The 14,092-nt window shown below is 61.6% G+C and carries 16 protein-coding genes; 9 read left to right on the top strand and 7 right to left on the bottom strand.

Annotated elements, in window-relative coordinates:
* Positions 1 to 28 precede the first annotated feature (28 nt).
* From ACZ5C7_RS18975 to purF, 3 genes are all read right to left on the bottom strand, one after another.
* Positions 29 to 226, bottom strand: coding sequence for a hypothetical protein (locus ACZ5C7_RS18975; protein WP_464377823.1), 198 nt, complete (start codon positions 224 to 226; stop codon positions 29 to 31).
* Positions 227 to 297: 71 nt separating this feature from the next.
* Positions 298 to 1,365 (bottom strand): mRNA surveillance protein pelota, encoded by a 1,068-nt coding sequence (locus ACZ5C7_RS18970; RefSeq protein ID WP_464377822.1) that lies wholly within the window; start codon positions 1,363 to 1,365, stop codon positions 298 to 300.
* Positions 1,366 to 1,464: 99 nt separating this feature from the next.
* Positions 1,465 to 2,937 carry an amidophosphoribosyltransferase gene (gene purF, locus ACZ5C7_RS18965; RefSeq protein ID WP_464378477.1) on the bottom strand — a complete coding sequence of 491 codons (1,473 nt, stop codon included), beginning with the start codon at positions 2,935 to 2,937 and terminating at the stop codon, positions 1,465 to 1,467.
* A gap of 353 nt (positions 2,938 to 3,290) precedes the next feature.
* On the opposite strand from purF, the gene ACZ5C7_RS18960 reads away from it, so the two are divergent.
* A complete protein-coding gene (locus tag ACZ5C7_RS18960) occupies positions 3,291 to 4,121 on the top strand; it encodes a COX15/CtaA family protein (RefSeq protein WP_464377821.1) in 831 nt (276 codons plus the stop codon).
* A gap of 81 nt (positions 4,122 to 4,202) precedes the next feature.
* Here the strand turns inward: ACZ5C7_RS18960 and ACZ5C7_RS18955 are convergent, their stop codons facing one another.
* Positions 4,203 to 4,694: a metal-dependent hydrolase gene (locus ACZ5C7_RS18955; protein ID WP_464377820.1), complete on the bottom strand. Its 492-nt coding sequence runs from the start codon at positions 4,692 to 4,694 to the stop codon at positions 4,203 to 4,205.
* A 118-nt stretch (positions 4,695 to 4,812) separates the two neighbouring features.
* On the opposite strand from ACZ5C7_RS18955, the gene ACZ5C7_RS18950 reads away from it, so the two are divergent.
* The 4 genes from ACZ5C7_RS18950 (at position 4,813) to ACZ5C7_RS18935 (ending at position 8,677) form a co-directional block, all read left to right on the top strand.
* A complete protein-coding gene (locus ACZ5C7_RS18950; RefSeq protein ID WP_464377819.1) occupies positions 4,813 to 5,226 on the top strand; it encodes a CopG family ribbon-helix-helix protein in 414 nt (137 codons plus the stop codon).
* 269 nt (positions 5,227 to 5,495) lie between these two features.
* Positions 5,496 to 6,185 carry a helix-turn-helix domain-containing protein gene (locus tag ACZ5C7_RS18945; protein ID WP_464377818.1) on the top strand — a complete coding sequence of 230 codons (690 nt, stop codon included), beginning with the start codon at positions 5,496 to 5,498 and terminating at the stop codon, positions 6,183 to 6,185.
* A gap of 55 nt (positions 6,186 to 6,240) precedes the next feature.
* Positions 6,241 to 6,873 carry a uracil-DNA glycosylase family protein gene (locus ACZ5C7_RS18940; RefSeq protein ID WP_464377817.1) on the top strand — a complete coding sequence of 211 codons (633 nt, stop codon included), beginning with the start codon at positions 6,241 to 6,243 and terminating at the stop codon, positions 6,871 to 6,873.
* Between the two features lie 181 nt (positions 6,874 to 7,054).
* Entirely contained in the window at positions 7,055 to 8,677 is a 1,623-nt protein-coding gene (locus tag ACZ5C7_RS18935) for a winged helix-turn-helix transcriptional regulator (protein ID WP_464377816.1), read from the top strand.
* 114 nt (positions 8,678 to 8,791) lie between these two features.
* Here the strand turns inward: ACZ5C7_RS18935 and ACZ5C7_RS18930 are convergent, their stop codons facing one another.
* The 3 genes from ACZ5C7_RS18930 to ACZ5C7_RS18920 are packed head-to-tail and all read right to left on the bottom strand — an operon-like array spanning position 8,792 to position 11,002.
* Positions 8,792 to 9,664 (bottom strand): ABC transporter permease subunit, encoded by an 873-nt coding sequence (locus ACZ5C7_RS18930; RefSeq protein ID WP_464377815.1) that lies wholly within the window; start codon positions 9,662 to 9,664, stop codon positions 8,792 to 8,794.
* A complete protein-coding gene (locus ACZ5C7_RS18925; protein WP_464377814.1) occupies positions 9,661 to 10,617 on the bottom strand; it encodes an ABC transporter ATP-binding protein in 957 nt (318 codons plus the stop codon). Before ACZ5C7_RS18925 ends, ACZ5C7_RS18930 begins: the two co-directional genes overlap by 4 nt.
* A 4-nt stretch (positions 10,618 to 10,621) precedes the next feature.
* Positions 10,622 to 11,002: a hypothetical protein gene (locus ACZ5C7_RS18920; RefSeq protein ID WP_464377813.1), complete on the bottom strand. Its 381-nt coding sequence runs from the start codon at positions 11,000 to 11,002 to the stop codon at positions 10,622 to 10,624.
* A 366-nt stretch (positions 11,003 to 11,368) separates the two neighbouring features.
* On the opposite strand from ACZ5C7_RS18920, the gene ACZ5C7_RS18915 reads away from it, so the two are divergent.
* From ACZ5C7_RS18915 to ACZ5C7_RS18900, 4 genes are read left to right on the top strand one after another with little or no spacing between them, the layout of a single operon-like run.
* Positions 11,369 to 12,001 carry a GvpL/GvpF family gas vesicle protein gene (locus tag ACZ5C7_RS18915; protein ID WP_464377812.1) on the top strand — a complete coding sequence of 211 codons (633 nt, stop codon included), beginning with the start codon at positions 11,369 to 11,371 and terminating at the stop codon, positions 11,999 to 12,001.
* Positions 12,002 to 12,004: 3 nt separating this feature from the next.
* Positions 12,005 to 12,259, top strand: coding sequence for a gas vesicle protein GvpF (gene gvpF / locus ACZ5C7_RS18910; RefSeq protein ID WP_464377811.1), 255 nt, complete (start codon positions 12,005 to 12,007; stop codon positions 12,257 to 12,259).
* Complete coding sequence (locus ACZ5C7_RS18905) at positions 12,259 to 13,047, top strand: DUF7127 family protein (protein WP_464377810.1); 789 nt, start codon at positions 12,259 to 12,261, stop codon at positions 13,045 to 13,047. Before gvpF ends, ACZ5C7_RS18905 begins: the two co-directional genes overlap by 1 nt.
* Positions 13,040 to 14,005: a hypothetical protein gene (locus ACZ5C7_RS18900; RefSeq protein WP_464377809.1), complete on the top strand. Its 966-nt coding sequence runs from the start codon at positions 13,040 to 13,042 to the stop codon at positions 14,003 to 14,005. Before ACZ5C7_RS18905 ends, ACZ5C7_RS18900 begins: the two co-directional genes overlap by 8 nt.
* The last annotated feature ends 87 nt before the right edge of the window (positions 14,006 to 14,092 follow it).

The following is a 14,092-nucleotide window of genomic DNA, read 5'->3' as shown; positions in this document are numbered from 1 at the left end:
TATCTTCTAGCGTATTATCCGTTACCGATCAGTCGAAACCCTTCCCACTGATCATCCCCCGCGGATCGAACAGATAAACGGCCGCCAGAAACAGCGCCATCAGCACGACGAACACCCGAAGAATTTCGCTTCCGGAGGTCGGAACGGCCGGCTCGAGCGTGATCGCCATCACGCCCGCAACTGCGATCCAGATCGTTCCGATGACGAGCCGCGATCGTTTGTCCATAGGTGTTCGTTTCGCTTCGAGGGTTAGAATAGATCGGGTTTCGGTCGGTCACAGCCGCGCCGGACGACGCGTCACTCGAGACGGTATCGCAACAGCGCCGCGATGCCGCCGAGATTCGAGAGCTGCTGGCCCGGGGGGAACTCACTCGAGAAGACGGTTACGTCGCCGCCTTTCTGTTCAGCGGTCCGGACGATATCGTCGATATTGAGCGCCCATTCGCCGTCGGGCCCGCGCTCCTTGCGCAGCTTATCGTCGAGGACGAGCAATTCCTCGATCGCGCCGTACTCGGCGGCCTTGTTGACTTCTTCGGGTCCGTAGGCCGCCTTGGCACCCTCTGCGATCCGACGGGTGAGTTCGTCGATGGCTTCGGCCTCGCTCTCGATTCTGGTCTCCTGTTGAACGTCCGCGACGGCGCCTCGTTTGAGCACTTCGTGAACGCCGCGGTCGCCGACGGCCGCCGTATCGACCATCGTGATCAGATCGGTCAGTTCGGCGTTGTTCTTCTCGAAGTGTTTCAGCGCGTCCTGCTTGGTGAATCCGGGCCCCGCGAGGATGATCGCGTCGACGTCCATTCGGGAGAGCACGGCGGCGAGTTCGTCGAACAGTTCGGATCTGTCCCGAGCGAAGTCACCCTTGCCCGTGGGTCCGGAGATCGTCGCCCGCTCTTCGGTGCCGTACTGGGCGACCGTGTGGACGTGAGCGGCTCCTTCCTCGACGGTGGCGATCGCCACGTCCGGGTTTTCGGTCGCCTCCTCGGCCTCCTCGAGGCGGGCCTCCTGGTCGGGTTTGAATCGCTTTTCGATCGAGAGTTCGTCGCGCTCCTCGACGTTCAAGGTGTGGTGAAAGCCGAGTTGATCTTCCCGAGAACAGGCGACGATTTCGCCGCCGACGCGCAGTCGATTCGCGAACTTGTGGAACTCGATGTCCTCGACGGCGATGGCGACCCACATCGGCTCTCGCTCGCCGCCCGTATCCCGCATCTGCTCGTCGTTTCGCTGGATCCGGCGCGTCGTATCGCCCGCGACGCGGTCGCCGGGCTCTAAGACGTACTGCAAGTGCCAGAGATCGTCGATGCTCTCGGGGACGACCTCGACGCGCTCGCGGCCGCCTTCGACCTGCTCCCGGCTCTTGATCTGCATGGGAAAGTGTTCCGCGGGGGTGGGTAAGTGCCCTGCGATCCCTCGAGGTGGTCCGTCGCGGGTTCGATAGAATGCCGTCTCGGGCCGATTCACCCAGTGCTAATCGTCGGCGTGGAGGGCCTTCCCCTCGAGTTGCGGACGAACCACGTCTCGGTCCGTCTCCTCGCCCTCGATATCGTAGGGGTACTCGCCGGTCACACAGCCCATACAGAGGTCGTCGCGGTCGTTCTCGAGGACGTTTGCGACGCCGTCGGTCGAGAGGTACGCGAGACTGTCCGCGTCGATCTCGTCACAGACTCCCTCGGTGCTCTTGTCGGCCGCGATGAGTTCGTCGCGAGTGGCCATGTCGATCCCCATGTAACAGGGAGCGACGATCGGCGGGGCACCGATGCGCATGTGGACCTCCTCGGCACCGCAGTCTTTGAGCAACTGCACGAGTTGGGTGGAGGTCGTTCCGCGAACGATCGAGTCGTCGATGAGCGTGACAGTCTTGCCCTCGACGGTCGACTTGATCGGGTTCAGCTTCAGGCGGACCGCGCGCTCGCGCTCGTCTTGGGTCGGCATGATGAACGTTCGTCCGACGTATCGATTCTTCATCAGGCCCTCGGCGAACTCGACGCCGTCGTCGTTCTCGGCTCGCGGTTCGCCCTCGGCGTTCGTCTCGCCGGCCGCGTCCGCGTAGCCCGAAGCGAACGCCCGCCCCGAGTCGGGAACCGGCATCACGACGTCGGTTTCGACGCCGCTTTCCTCCCAGAGCCGGCGACCCAGTTCGCGTCTGGCCTCGTAGACCAGCGTCTCGTCGATCACGCTGTCCGGGCGCGCGAAGTAGACGTGTTCGAAAAAGCAGTGGGCCGTGTTCTCCCGTTCGATCAACTGATAGGAGTCGAATCCCTGTCCGTCGTCCTGCAGAACGACGAGTTCGCCCGGACGGACGTCCCGGACGAGTTCGCCGTCGAGCGTGTCGATCGCGGCCGATTCGGAGGCGAGAATGTAGCCGTCCTCGAGTTCACCGATACAGAGCGGTCGGTTCCCCTGGGGATCGCGCACGCCCATGATCGTCTCGTCGTGGCTGATCGTCAGCGAGTACGAGCCGTGGATCCGTTGCATCGTGCGCTTGACCGCCCGGACGAGGTCCTCTTCGAGGAGGTTTCGTGCGAGGTCGTGGGCGATCACTTCCGTGTCGCCGTCGCTCGTAAACGCGTGGCCGACGCCCGCAAGTTCGTCTCGGATCTCCTCGGCGTTGACGAGGTTGCCGTTGTGAGAGAGGCCGAGCGAGCCGCTCTTGAACGAGACCGAAAACGGCTGCGCACAGCTCGAGTCCACCGACCCCGCCGTGGGATAGCGGACGTGGCCGATGCCCGCGGAGCCGTTGAGTACGTCGAGATCGTCTTCGTCGAAGACGTCTCCGACGAGCCCCATGTCCACGTGGCTGTGTTGCTGGAAGCCGTCGTGGGTGACGATCCCCGCGGACTCCTGGCCGCGGTGCTGGAGTGCATACAGTGCATAGTACAACGGTCGTGCCGCGTCTCGACCGTTCAGTGCGACGCCGACGACGCCGCACTTCTCGGTCATTCCTGTTCGCCGGGGAGTTTCGCCCCGCGCTTCAGTCATGAATCACTCTACGGATCCCAACCGATAAAAACCTCCTTGTTTGTGCTCGAATCGTACTCGAAAAAGTGAAATATATTCATGTTCGTGAGTATAATCGTCCCCCTCCGACTGTTTTCGATGGCGGGGAGTGCGCATCGAAGTGCTCCGCGACCACACGCCTCACTCGACTCGTGACATGTCGAGATCTGACCCATCCAAGTCGGATCGTGGACGATTCTCGAGCGCTGGGACCAACTCGGATAACCTAAATGCGGTCGTTTCCAAGCGCAGGACGAACGCTCGTGTCGACTACTACCCATACATCCGACTCGACAATGCGCTCGCTCCGTAAGCGGTTCGGCTTTCGGCATCTGTTAGCAACGACGCTCGTGCTCGTCGGTGCGACGATTCTACTCGGCGTCGCGGCGAAAGCAACGGGGGCCGGACTCGGTTGCGAAGCGAACTGGCCCCAGTGTGATGCCGGCCCGTTCAACCTGTTTCCGGCACACATCGTGAGTTTCTACGAATGGTTCCACCGCTTCGTCTCGATGTTCGCCGGGTTCGCGATCATCGGAACCGCGGTCGCCTCGCTTCGGCTTTCCTCGGTCGACCGCCGCGTCACCGCGCTGGTCATTCTGGGAACGGTGTTGACGCCGATTCAGGTCGTCCTGGGGTGGCAAACCGTCGAACAGTACACGATGGACATTCTCTCGCTTCACTTCTGGACGGCCGTCCTCATCTTCACGCTGTTCGTCGTCGCGACGATTCTGGTCTGGGAACCCCGGCTCACGGCCGGCCACGTCACCGCCGTCCTCACGCTCGGTGCCGTGACGGTGCCGTTCCATGTCGCACTCAGCCCGCTGAATCTCAACGACATCACCAGCTATTCGCCGAGCGTCCAGATTGCCCAGTACGGCGTCTCGCTCGCATTGCTGTCTGCGGGCATCTTCGCAGCGATGGTCGGTCGTCGTCGCTTCGAGCGCGCTCAAATCCGCAGAGTACTCCTCGCAACCCCGATACTCGCGTTTCTGGTGATCTTTTTCGGTCGCCAATCGGGTTCGGGATTCGACCAGCTGATCGATCTGACGTACATCGGAATCACCGCAGCACTCTTCGTGACCATCATCGCCGGAATCTGGCTCACGAAGACCAAAAGGGGTCAGTAAGCCTGTAGCGCCGCCACTTCGATATTCTCCGGTCGGCAGTATCCGAGACGGCGTTTTCAAGACGGACGATACGAAGCGCGGTTATCCGAGAACTGAAACGAGCCACACAGCACCGGCCGTCGCACAAACGCCGAGTCCGAACAGCGCGTAGTTCGCAACGGGGTTCGCCGCCGGCGTCAGTTTCGCCGTGTAATGGTAGCTCGAGAACGGGCGAAACGGACGAATCCCCATCGGCGTGATGGCGTCCGCGAGCAGGTGCGAGACGATCGACAGCGTTCCGACGACGAAGGCGAACGCGACGGCCGAGTCGGTCACGAACGGCGTTTGGGACGTGGCCAGCATCGACGCCGCCGCGGCGAGCGCACCGCCGACGAGGACCGCGAAAACCAGGGTGTGCGTGATACCGCGATGCTCGAGAAACGCCACGTTATGGTCACAGTCCGGAAGCGTCGACAGCGAGACGCAGACGAGCGCGCCGACGACGGCGAGCACCTCCGCACCGGCGAGCGCGACGGCCACGCCGAGTGGCGCATACGCGAGGAGGGCGACGCCGTAGTGACCCAACTGGTACATTCGACCGGACGTTCGGTCGCGGTGACTATATCTTTCGTGATTTTCGAAGCCGAGTCGGTTCTCCCTCGCCCGACAACGAGACCGCGAACTCTTTTTTCCGGCCGTCTAACGGACACCTATGCGGACGAGTCTCAACATTCCGGACGACATGCTCGCCGAGTTCGACCAGACGTGGCAATCGGAGGGACTCGAGTCACGCTCTCGAGCCCTTCGCGAGGCGATTCAGGAGTACATCGAGTCCCACCACCAACTCGAGCAGATTCGGGGAACCGTCGCCGCGACGGTCGTCTTCGACTACGTTCACGACGAGATCATCGAGTCGCTCCACGAACTGCAACACGAGTTCCAGACCGAAATCGATACGACGAGCCACGTCCACCACGGCGAGTGGTGTCTCGAGACGGTATTCTGTCACGGCGAGGCGTCGCGTATTCGGGAACTCGTCTACCGACTGAAGGACTTCGACGCGGTCGGGCGGGTTTCGGTTCTGTCGCTCCGAACAGCCGGAGAAACGACGAACGAATCGCACTGATGACGGTAGTATTCACCAGCGCCAACCGCGTATAGATACCTGTCGGCTGGCCAAAATAGGGATAAAACCCTTCGGTACCGAAGCTCTCGATTTTTACGACCTGTCTGGATAGTTGGAATGTATATAAGACGAATGTCTAACCGAGCAACCGGGTTACAGGTATCCCGACCGATTCGACACCACGTTTCGATGATTCGCCCGATCCTCGTCTCCCCCCGCACCCGACGGGTCGCATCGCCAGTCGAACGGAACGCAAAAACCGGTAACCAATGAGCGTTATCGCCAACGTTGCGATACCAACATCAGAGTTTCCGCTCGGATCGGTGCTCGAGTCCGAGCTCGACGGCCCGCTAACGATCGAAACGACGGTCCCGACCAGCGAGGAGGTGATTCCCTACCTCTGGGTTCCGAACTCTGCCCCCGAGCCCGTCACCGAGACGATCGAAGCACAGCCCGCCGTGAAATCGGCGACCGAAATCGACGACATCGGCGATCACAACCTCGTCAAAGTCGAGTGGGCCCAGTCGGTAAACGGCGTTCTCGATGCGATTCAAGAACACGACGCCATCGTCACGAACGCGACGGGGACGAGCGATCAGTGGACGTTCCAGCTTCGGTTTCCCTCCTACGAAGATCTCTCCCTGTTTTACACCGACTGTCTCGAGCAGGAGGTATCTCTCGATCTCGTCCAACTCCACGAAGCCGTCGACCCTGAACGAGACCAACAGTTCGGATTGACGTCGCCACAGCGTGACCTCGTCGTGACCGCTTACGAGTCGGGATACTTCGACGTCCCGCGTCGAACGACGCTGGTCGAACTCGGCGACGAATTGGGAATTTCCGACTCGGCGGTTTCACAGCGGTTGCGTCGCGGGCTCGCGGCGCTGGTCGATTCGACCCTTGCGATCGATTCCGAATCCGCAAACGCCTCAGTGGACGGGGATCCTCACGATAGATGATTGATTAGTCCGCCAAACCGCTCAAATTATTTGTTCCGCACCCGTTTCCTCTCCCGTGAAAAACGTCACCGATAGAACGAGCAACCCCTTCGGCATGCGGCCGCCGTTCGAGCGACAGGATGCGGGAAGCCACTCCGCCGTCTTCGGCTACGGTGACGCCAACGCCGACTTTCAGGTGATCGGCGATCACCCAGGTATCCACGGCGGCGAAACGACCGGGGTTCCGTTCACCGAGACGGACGCCGGAATCGGCGTTCAAACCCTCTTTCGAGACGCCGGTTTCGTCACGGGCCCGCGAGACAACCCTCGCCTCGAGGACCTCTTCGTCGACTACATTCACATGTGCTCGCTTCCGGACGGGCGCTCACCGACCCCGGCGGAGTACGCCGAACTCGAGCGGTACTTCGACGCCGAACTGCGGGCGATCAACGCACACATCCTGCTTCCGGTGGGCGAGCGCGCGACCGATCACGTGCTCCGTCAGTATACCACCCAGCGCGAAAAAGTCGACCTCGAGATGGAGACCCTCCACGCCAGCGAAATCCGCGGACGGGGGTTCATGGTCGTGCCGATTCGGAACCCGACCGAGTGGGACGAGGGTGATCGGGAAACGATCCTCGAGACGCTCGAGGCGATCCTGGCGAGCGATTACCGCCAGACGAAGGGTGTCGCGACGACCGTCGGCTAGAAGTCACGACCCGATCTGACAAGACGTTCGCGTCGCCCGAATTCCGTTCGAACCTACTTTCCGCGCTTCTCAAGTGGTTTTGACTGTATATGAACGAACGCGACTGTGGGTTTCTCTACCAGATGTCGTCGGATTACGGAAAAAAGGTATTACGGATGGCTCGCGAGTAGGTGATGAGCTCATGGGATCGGCGGTCTCGAGCGGAACGATCGCGTTCCTCTCTTTGTTCGTGGTTTGTTCGATGGTCGCAGGAGCGACGGGCATTATGATTACGACTACGGCGGCCGACGGACCGCTCGAGGAAGCCAGCGGAACCGATACCAGTCCTTCCGATATCGATTCCAGCTTCGATTCGACGGACAGTATCGACGACGATTCGATCGACGACACGGCTGACTCGCTCGAGGAAGGGGCGGACGAGACGTCCGAGACGGTAGACGAATCCGCGGACGAACCGACGAACGGAGACGACGAGACGGTGACTGAGACGAGTGACGCGATTGACGAGACATCCACCGACGCGACAGAGGCAGTAGATGGTACTAGCGACGGTACAAACGACACGACCACCGATTCCGTAGACGACCCAATCGACAGCGTCAACGAGACGACGGAGGCGGTCCAGAATGCGACGAACGAAACCACGGGCGGACTTGACGAGCGAGTCGACGAAACGTCAGAGCCACTCGAGGATATCGTCGACGAGACCACCGACGGTGTCGACGACGTGACCAACGGCACGGCTGACGAAGCGGATTCGTTTCTCGAGGAGCCGATCGATTTGACGACGGATGCGCTCGAGTCCGCAGCAGGCGGCGCGGCGGACACGATTTCGTCGCCGATCTCTACGGTCGCGTCGGTTCAGATTCCGGGAACCGACGGTTCGCTTTCGTCGGTCGCCGACGGCGAATCGGTGCTCGGAGCAGTAGCCGGCGGAGCGCCAACGGATCCCGGAACAGGCAAAATCGCGGCCGATGCGGTGCTGGTCGGATTGATGGGGGCGATGACGGCATCGGCAGGAGCGGCGGGCGGGATCGGCGGCGCGGGCGGGGCAATCGCTAGCGCGGGTGCTGCGGGTGGCGCAGGTGCGGGAGCGGCGAGTGGTGCGGGAGCGGCGGCAAGTTCCGGTCTCGCCGGTGGAGCGTCAGGGGCCGGCGCGGCCGGCGGAGCAGGCGGAGCGAGCGGCGGTGGTCTGGCAGGCGGTGCCAGCAACGCGGTCGCGAACTGGTCCGCATCCGGTCGCCGGTCCCTTCGTCGGGCCCTCGAGGCGATTCCGTGGGAGCTGATCCCGATTCTCAAGTACAGCAGGTACGACGATTCGGACCCGCTCGAGAACGAAACTCGGAACGCTATCTACGAGACGCTCGAGGCGGATCCGGGACGGTACCTCTCCCAGATCAGCGACGAAATCGACGTCCCCTTGTCGACGGTTCGTCACCACGTTCGGGTTCTCGAGGAAGAGGGGCTTTTGACGACGGTCAAAATCAACGGCAAGCGACGGTACTACCTCGAGGAAATCGATTCCGAACTTCAGGCTGCACTCGAGGAACCCGCTAAACGCGACGTACTCGAGGCGCTCGCAACGCTCGAGCGAGCGAACAACAGCGAACTCGCGGCGGAACTCGACCGCGATCCGAGTACGGTTACTCACCACCTCTCGACGCTCGAAGACGACGACCTGGTGATTCGCGAACGCGATGGAAGATCGATCGTCAACGAACTCGCACCGGAGACGAGCGCGGCGCTGTTCGAGGAAGAAAACACGACGCTCGAGGATCCCTCGCCGCAAGCTCCGGCCGATTGATCGATCGAGAACGGCCACCGAAGCGTCCGACGATTTTCGTGACTACGCCGTTTCGGTTTGGTTTCGAGAGTGATCGGAACGCGTGATCGCACCGAATACGAACGGGGTGTCCGGTCAAATCTCGAGGCGTTTAAACCGGGCGTATCCCGCAGCGGCGGGGACCACAATCCAGAAGCCGAGGATCGCGACCGCGAACCACGGCTCGAGGTAAAACGGCGTTTCGCCGGCCGTTCCCGATACCTCAGCGAGCCCTGACAGAAACAGATCATCTTCCGGGAGCGTCGCCGTCGCCACGATCTGATAGGCGACCGCGGGCGACAATCGGAAGAACAGAACGAACCACTCGGGGAGCGGCGGCTCGATCGTCGTCGTTCCGGCGTGGAGAAAGTGCAACAAAAAGGCGAGTAACTCCCAGAGGAAGTTGAGCACGACGAACGTTCCGAACGCGCCCCAGGCGGCTCGAGTCGTCGAATCGGTCGCCGAGGAGATCGCGACGGCGAGGCTGACGTACGCGACGCCGAGGAGTAGCGTCGCTCCCACGAAGACGAGAAACTGAACCGGTCTGATCGTCCCTGTGGCGGCGACGAGCGCAACCCCACCGGCCGCAAATCCGACGATGATCGAGACGGCGACCACGCACGATCGACCGATAATCTTCCCGAAAACGATGGTGCCTCGAGAGTGAGACATACCCAACAGACTGTAAATACTCCCGCTTTCTCGCTCAGCCGCGATCGCCTTGTATCCGATCAACGTCCCGATAATCGGGACGAACATCGCAGCCGGTGACAGCAATCCGAAGAGGATACTAACGGTGTTACTGTCCGCGTTCACGAGGTCCCCGAACTGCGCCGCGAGAACGATCCCGCCGACGGTAAAGAGGACGAACAGCGCGGTCAATCCGAGAAGCACTCGCGATCGAATCGCAACCAGAAACTCCTTTTTCGCGACCAGCGTCGCTCGCGTCGTCCACCGTCCGACACTCATAGTTCACCGTCCGAAGACGACGTCTGGGCGACGAACAGTTCCTCCAGAGACGGTTCGTCGGTATCGAAGGTGTTGACCGACGCCCCGGCGGCCTCGAGTTCGGTCAGTACGTCCGGTTTCGCTTCGTCTTCGCACGAGACCGTGACGGTCGTGTGGGTTCCGCTCGCATCGGCGACCCCGGGTATCGCTTCGATCGACGAAATCGCCCCGTCGGGGAGACGATCGACGTCGACCGTAAGCGTCGTCTTCGATTTCGCCGTGTTCCGAAGCCCGTCTATCGAATCGACGGCGATCAACCTCCCGTTCGCGAGGATGCCGACGCGGTCACAGACCGCTTCGACCTGGTCGAGACTGTGACTCGAAAAGAAAACCGTCGCGCCGCGAGCGGCCTCCGCTCGGACGATCTCACGAAGATCGCGAGCGCCCTGCGGATCGAGCCCAGTCGATGGCTCGTCGAGGATCAACAGGTCGGGCGAGCCGACGAGGGCCATTCCGAGCAGGAGTCGTTGTTTCATGCCTTTCGAGTAGTCGCCGGCGTTTCGGTCGGCCGCGTCGGCGATCCCGACGCGCTCGAGGATCGACTGTGGTTCGTCACCTGCCCCGTTCGACTTGATCGCGAAAGAAACGTGTTCTCGTCCGGTCAGACGATCGTAGACTGCGGCACGCTCGGGGAGGATACCGGTCCGTTCGCGAATTTGCTGTGGGGCCTCCTGCACGTCGTCGCCCAGTACGCGCAGTTGCCCGTCGGTCGGTCGGGTGAACCCGAGCAAGAGGTGAATGAGCGTCGTTTTTCCCGCGCCGTTGGGCCCGAGAAATCCGAAGACCTCCCCCCGTGGAACCGTCAGCGAAACGCCGTCGAGGGCGACGACACCATCGTACCGTTTCGTCGCGGCTTCGAGGTCGATAGCGGCTGTTTCCGTCGAGCCTGTCCGTTGTGGATCTGTCAGTGACATGCGCTTATCGAATCCCCGCGTAAGTTCGTCGCTGGTACAGATAGTAGATCGACACGAGCGGACTCAACCCGGGGACGAAGCATCCGAAGGCCGCCGTGAGCACGAATTTGGTCCGGTCTGGCTCCCACTCGGTCGTAACACCGGCCGCCTCGAGGATCGAGATGTCTCGATACAGCGCGTACGGCAGTGTGATCGTGACCAGAGAGCCGCCGGTAATAACGACCATTCCGATGATCGTTACCGTCGTCTCGTCGACGGGTACGCTTTCGAAGCCGGAAATGAGCGCGGCACCGAACGCCACGAGAAAGGATAGCATGAGCACGTACACGACTGGAACGATCATGATCACGTGTTTCCACCGCGAATTCGTTGAGTTGGGCTCCATGATGGAATGTAGTTTCATTCATATCTATACGTTGATTATATTTAAATTCACGTAGATTGTCAGACCAGAGAGTGAATTCTTGCGACTGCAAGCACGAGGATAACGGGCAGTGGTAGTGTAGTATCCGTTCGAAACGGATTGTGAGAACGGTGCTCAGGGGCGACTCCTACCCGACGAGCGCTCTCGGTGCGCTTGCGCCTCTTCACTCGGAGAGACCACAGCGGGATACTCGAGACCGTCACGAACCTACTATGAATACGAATTCGGTACTATCACAGCGGACGAACGGCGTAATCACCCGCTTCGAGAGCGGGTCACGACCGCCTCGAGCGAAACGCACTGAGGATTCGTCGGGGGGGCGGTTGCGTGACTAACCGATACGTCTACGGAATCGTCGAATCCGATGCCGACGTCGAGTTCGAAACCGACGCGGTCGGGGGTGCAGACGAGGTCTACACCGTCTCGCATCGACGGTATCAGGCCGTCGTCTCGGATATCGACACGACCGATCCCGAGGAAACGGACGAGGACGCACAGCGACACGACGAGGTTCTCCGCGAGATCATGGAGCGGACCAACGGGTATCCGATCATTCCGATGCAGTTCGGAATGGCCTTCGAAAGCAATCGCGCGTTGAAAAACGTCATTCGGGGCGCTCGCCCGGCGTTTCGGCGCGCAATCCGCGATATCGAAGGTCGAATCGAGCTCGGGCTCAAGCTCGTCACTGAGGAAGACGCCGACGTCGATCGGGAGGCAGTTCAGGAAACCGTCGCCGATGCGCTCGAGCCGCTCGCGGCTCAATCGGTCGAGAACGATCACTTCAGCGATCGGCTCGTCCTCAATCGCTCGTACCTCGTCGAGGAAGACGAGCGCGAACCGTTCGACGACGCCGTCGCGGAGCTCGAGGATCACCCCGATCTCGAGGACGTTATGGTCCAGTATACCGGCCCGTTCGCACCGTACAGCTTCGTCGACGTCAAAATTGGAGCCCAACGATAATCCATGTTCGTACTCGACGACTTGCTCTTCCAGCCGTTCGTCAACATCCTCGACGCGATCCACACGATCGCACTCGACGAGCTCTACGACCTCGAGGGGCTCGAGGACGAGCGCAAGGAAAACCAGCTCCTGTACGAACTCGGCGAACGATCGGAGTCGGAGTACTTAGAGCGGAAAGAAGCGCTCGAGGAGGAAATCGAGGTTGCCCGAGAGGTCCACCAGGAACTGCGGACCGGGCGCGTAGAGGTGAAACGATAATGTCCGACGACCCACCAGACGACGAGCGATCGGACGAATCGAACGGCGACGAGTACGAACCGCCGAACCGAGACTCGCATCGATCCGATGACGCCTCCGACGAGCCCGCTGACGGTGAGCCGTCGGAACCCGACGATCACCAGCCGCCGATCGGCCCGGGGCCGACTGACCACTGGCCGTCCGGTGAGCCGCCGGAGTCAAGTGATTCCGGCGGAGGACACTGGCTCTCGAGTCTCCTGAACCTCCTCGATTCCCTCGATCGGTCCTCGAGGGCGTCGCGATCGGGGCGGGCCGGCGGAGGCGGTCGGTTCGGACTCGATTACGACGTTTCGATCGGGTCCGGGATCGAATCGATCGATTCGGATTCCGTCCGGGATTCGCCGGGTAGAGGGTCGCGAGAGCCTCGAAGAGCTGAACAGGGAGGTTCTTCCGGTAACCGTCCCTCGCGAACGCGCCGTCGTCGGTCGTCGATGTCCACCCAGCACGTGACGACCAGGACCTACGACGACGAACTGCTGGTTATCGCGGACGTTTCGGCGGTCGACCCCGATTCGATCACCGTCGGATTTGACGACGAACCCGTCGGAGAGACGACGCTCGTCGTCGGCGTGAGCGACCGAGAACTCGAGCGCGTCGACGTTCCGTGGGATCGATCGTCGGTCGAGGCCGACGCGCGGATCAAAAACGGCGTTTTGACCGTTACCGTTTCGACGGACGACGTGTCGAGAAGTCGGACAGCAGACGATTCCGACGATACCAACGATTCCGGCGGTGGTGGCGATGAGTGAGGACTCGGAGGCAGGTGCCGACGACGCCTCGGTCTTTCAGAACGCGGTGGACCATCTCGAGTCGCTCGAAGACCAGCTCGATCCCGTCGAGTCGCTCGAGGAACTCGACGACGAGGCGCTCGAATCCGTCCTCGGGGATGTCGACGCACTCATCGACGTCGCGACGGAACTCGAGGAGCTCCTCGAAGCGGTCGACCTCGAGAACCTCCCGGACGCTGTCGACGGCGACGAACTGCTCGAGGCGGTCGACATCGGCGAGGTACCCGAGGCGCTGGACGGCGACGACGAAGGGGGCGTAGACGACGCCGTCGATTTCAGCCGAGTCTTCGATGCGGTCGATTTGCTAAGCGCCTGGAACGCAACCGACCTTACCGACATCTGGGAGGAGTCCCAGGAACTCGAGGAGGCGGTCGATGACCTTGCCAGCGGCGAAGACGGTGGACTGGCCTCCGAGGCCGCATCTGCGGTGACCGGGGACGACGAACTCGTCGGCGGCGAAGACGGGATGCTCGGCGGGAACGAAGACGATGGGATCCTCGGCGGCGAAGACGGGCTACTCGGCGGAGACGAAGACGGGCTCCTCGACGACGTCGACCCCAAAGATGCGCTGGGATCGCTCGACGTGGAACAGAACCCCGAAGCGTACCAAGTATTCATCCAGCAACAGGCGATCGAGGGGATCGACGAGTTTCGGGACGCCCTGTTGAAGACCCACGGCAAGTTCGAGAAACTCTACGAACTGAACCGCGAGAAGATGCGTCGCCAGGACACGAGCACTAACTCGAGAAACCCGACGGCGGCGTCGACCATCCAGACCGACCGACGCGACCTCGGCGGCGGCGCTCGGTACTCGACGGTTCCGCGGAAGGTGAAGTACTCGACCGCACCGACGCGAAAGCGGATCTACGGCCGGCGATTCGAACTCGAGCGCAAGCGGCGGGGATACGACGATGACTAACGGTGATATCATGCTAGTTACCTCACGACATCCGGCGGTCGATGAGCCAGCCCGAATCGACTACGAACACCCGCGGTTCGTTCGGAC

It is taken from the genome of Halostagnicola alkaliphila, assembly GCF_055379965.1.
Note: the sequence above shows the minus strand (reverse complement) of the source record. Positions and strands in the feature narration are given on the sequence as shown.

Excerpts from the sequence above, each read along its gene's own strand:
- ACZ5C7_RS18950 (WP_464377819.1), top strand. The coding sequence starts at position 4,813 with ATGCGGACGAGTCTCAACATTCCGGACGACATGCTCGCCGAGTTCGAC.
- ACZ5C7_RS18900 (WP_464377809.1), top strand. The coding sequence starts at position 13,040 with ATGAGTGAGGACTCGGAGGCAGGTGCCGACGACGCCTCGGTCTTTCAG.
- ACZ5C7_RS18905 (WP_464377810.1), top strand. The coding sequence starts at position 12,259 with ATGTCCGACGACCCACCAGACGACGAGCGATCGGACGAATCGAACGGC.
- ACZ5C7_RS18920 (WP_464377813.1), bottom strand. The coding sequence starts at position 11,002 with ATGGAGCCCAACTCAACGAATTCGCGGTGGAAACACGTGATCATGATC.
- ACZ5C7_RS18935 (WP_464377816.1), top strand. The coding sequence starts at position 7,055 with ATGGGATCGGCGGTCTCGAGCGGAACGATCGCGTTCCTCTCTTTGTTC.
- ACZ5C7_RS18925 (WP_464377814.1), bottom strand. The coding sequence starts at position 10,617 with ATGTCACTGACAGATCCACAACGGACAGGCTCGACGGAAACAGCCGCT.
- ACZ5C7_RS18945 (WP_464377818.1), top strand. The coding sequence starts at position 5,496 with ATGAGCGTTATCGCCAACGTTGCGATACCAACATCAGAGTTTCCGCTC.
- ACZ5C7_RS18960 (WP_464377821.1), top strand. The coding sequence starts at position 3,291 with ATGCGCTCGCTCCGTAAGCGGTTCGGCTTTCGGCATCTGTTAGCAACG.
- ACZ5C7_RS18930 (WP_464377815.1), bottom strand. The coding sequence starts at position 9,664 with ATGAGTGTCGGACGGTGGACGACGCGAGCGACGCTGGTCGCGAAAAAG.
- ACZ5C7_RS18955 (WP_464377820.1), bottom strand. The coding sequence starts at position 4,694 with ATGTACCAGTTGGGTCACTACGGCGTCGCCCTCCTCGCGTATGCGCCA.
- ACZ5C7_RS18975 (WP_464377823.1), bottom strand. The coding sequence starts at position 226 with ATGGACAAACGATCGCGGCTCGTCATCGGAACGATCTGGATCGCAGTT.
- gvpF (WP_464377811.1), top strand. The coding sequence starts at position 12,005 with ATGTTCGTACTCGACGACTTGCTCTTCCAGCCGTTCGTCAACATCCTC.
- ACZ5C7_RS18970 (WP_464377822.1), bottom strand. The coding sequence starts at position 1,365 with ATGCAGATCAAGAGCCGGGAGCAGGTCGAAGGCGGCCGCGAGCGCGTC.
- purF (WP_464378477.1), bottom strand. The coding sequence starts at position 2,937 with ATGACCGAGAAGTGCGGCGTCGTCGGCGTCGCACTGAACGGTCGAGAC.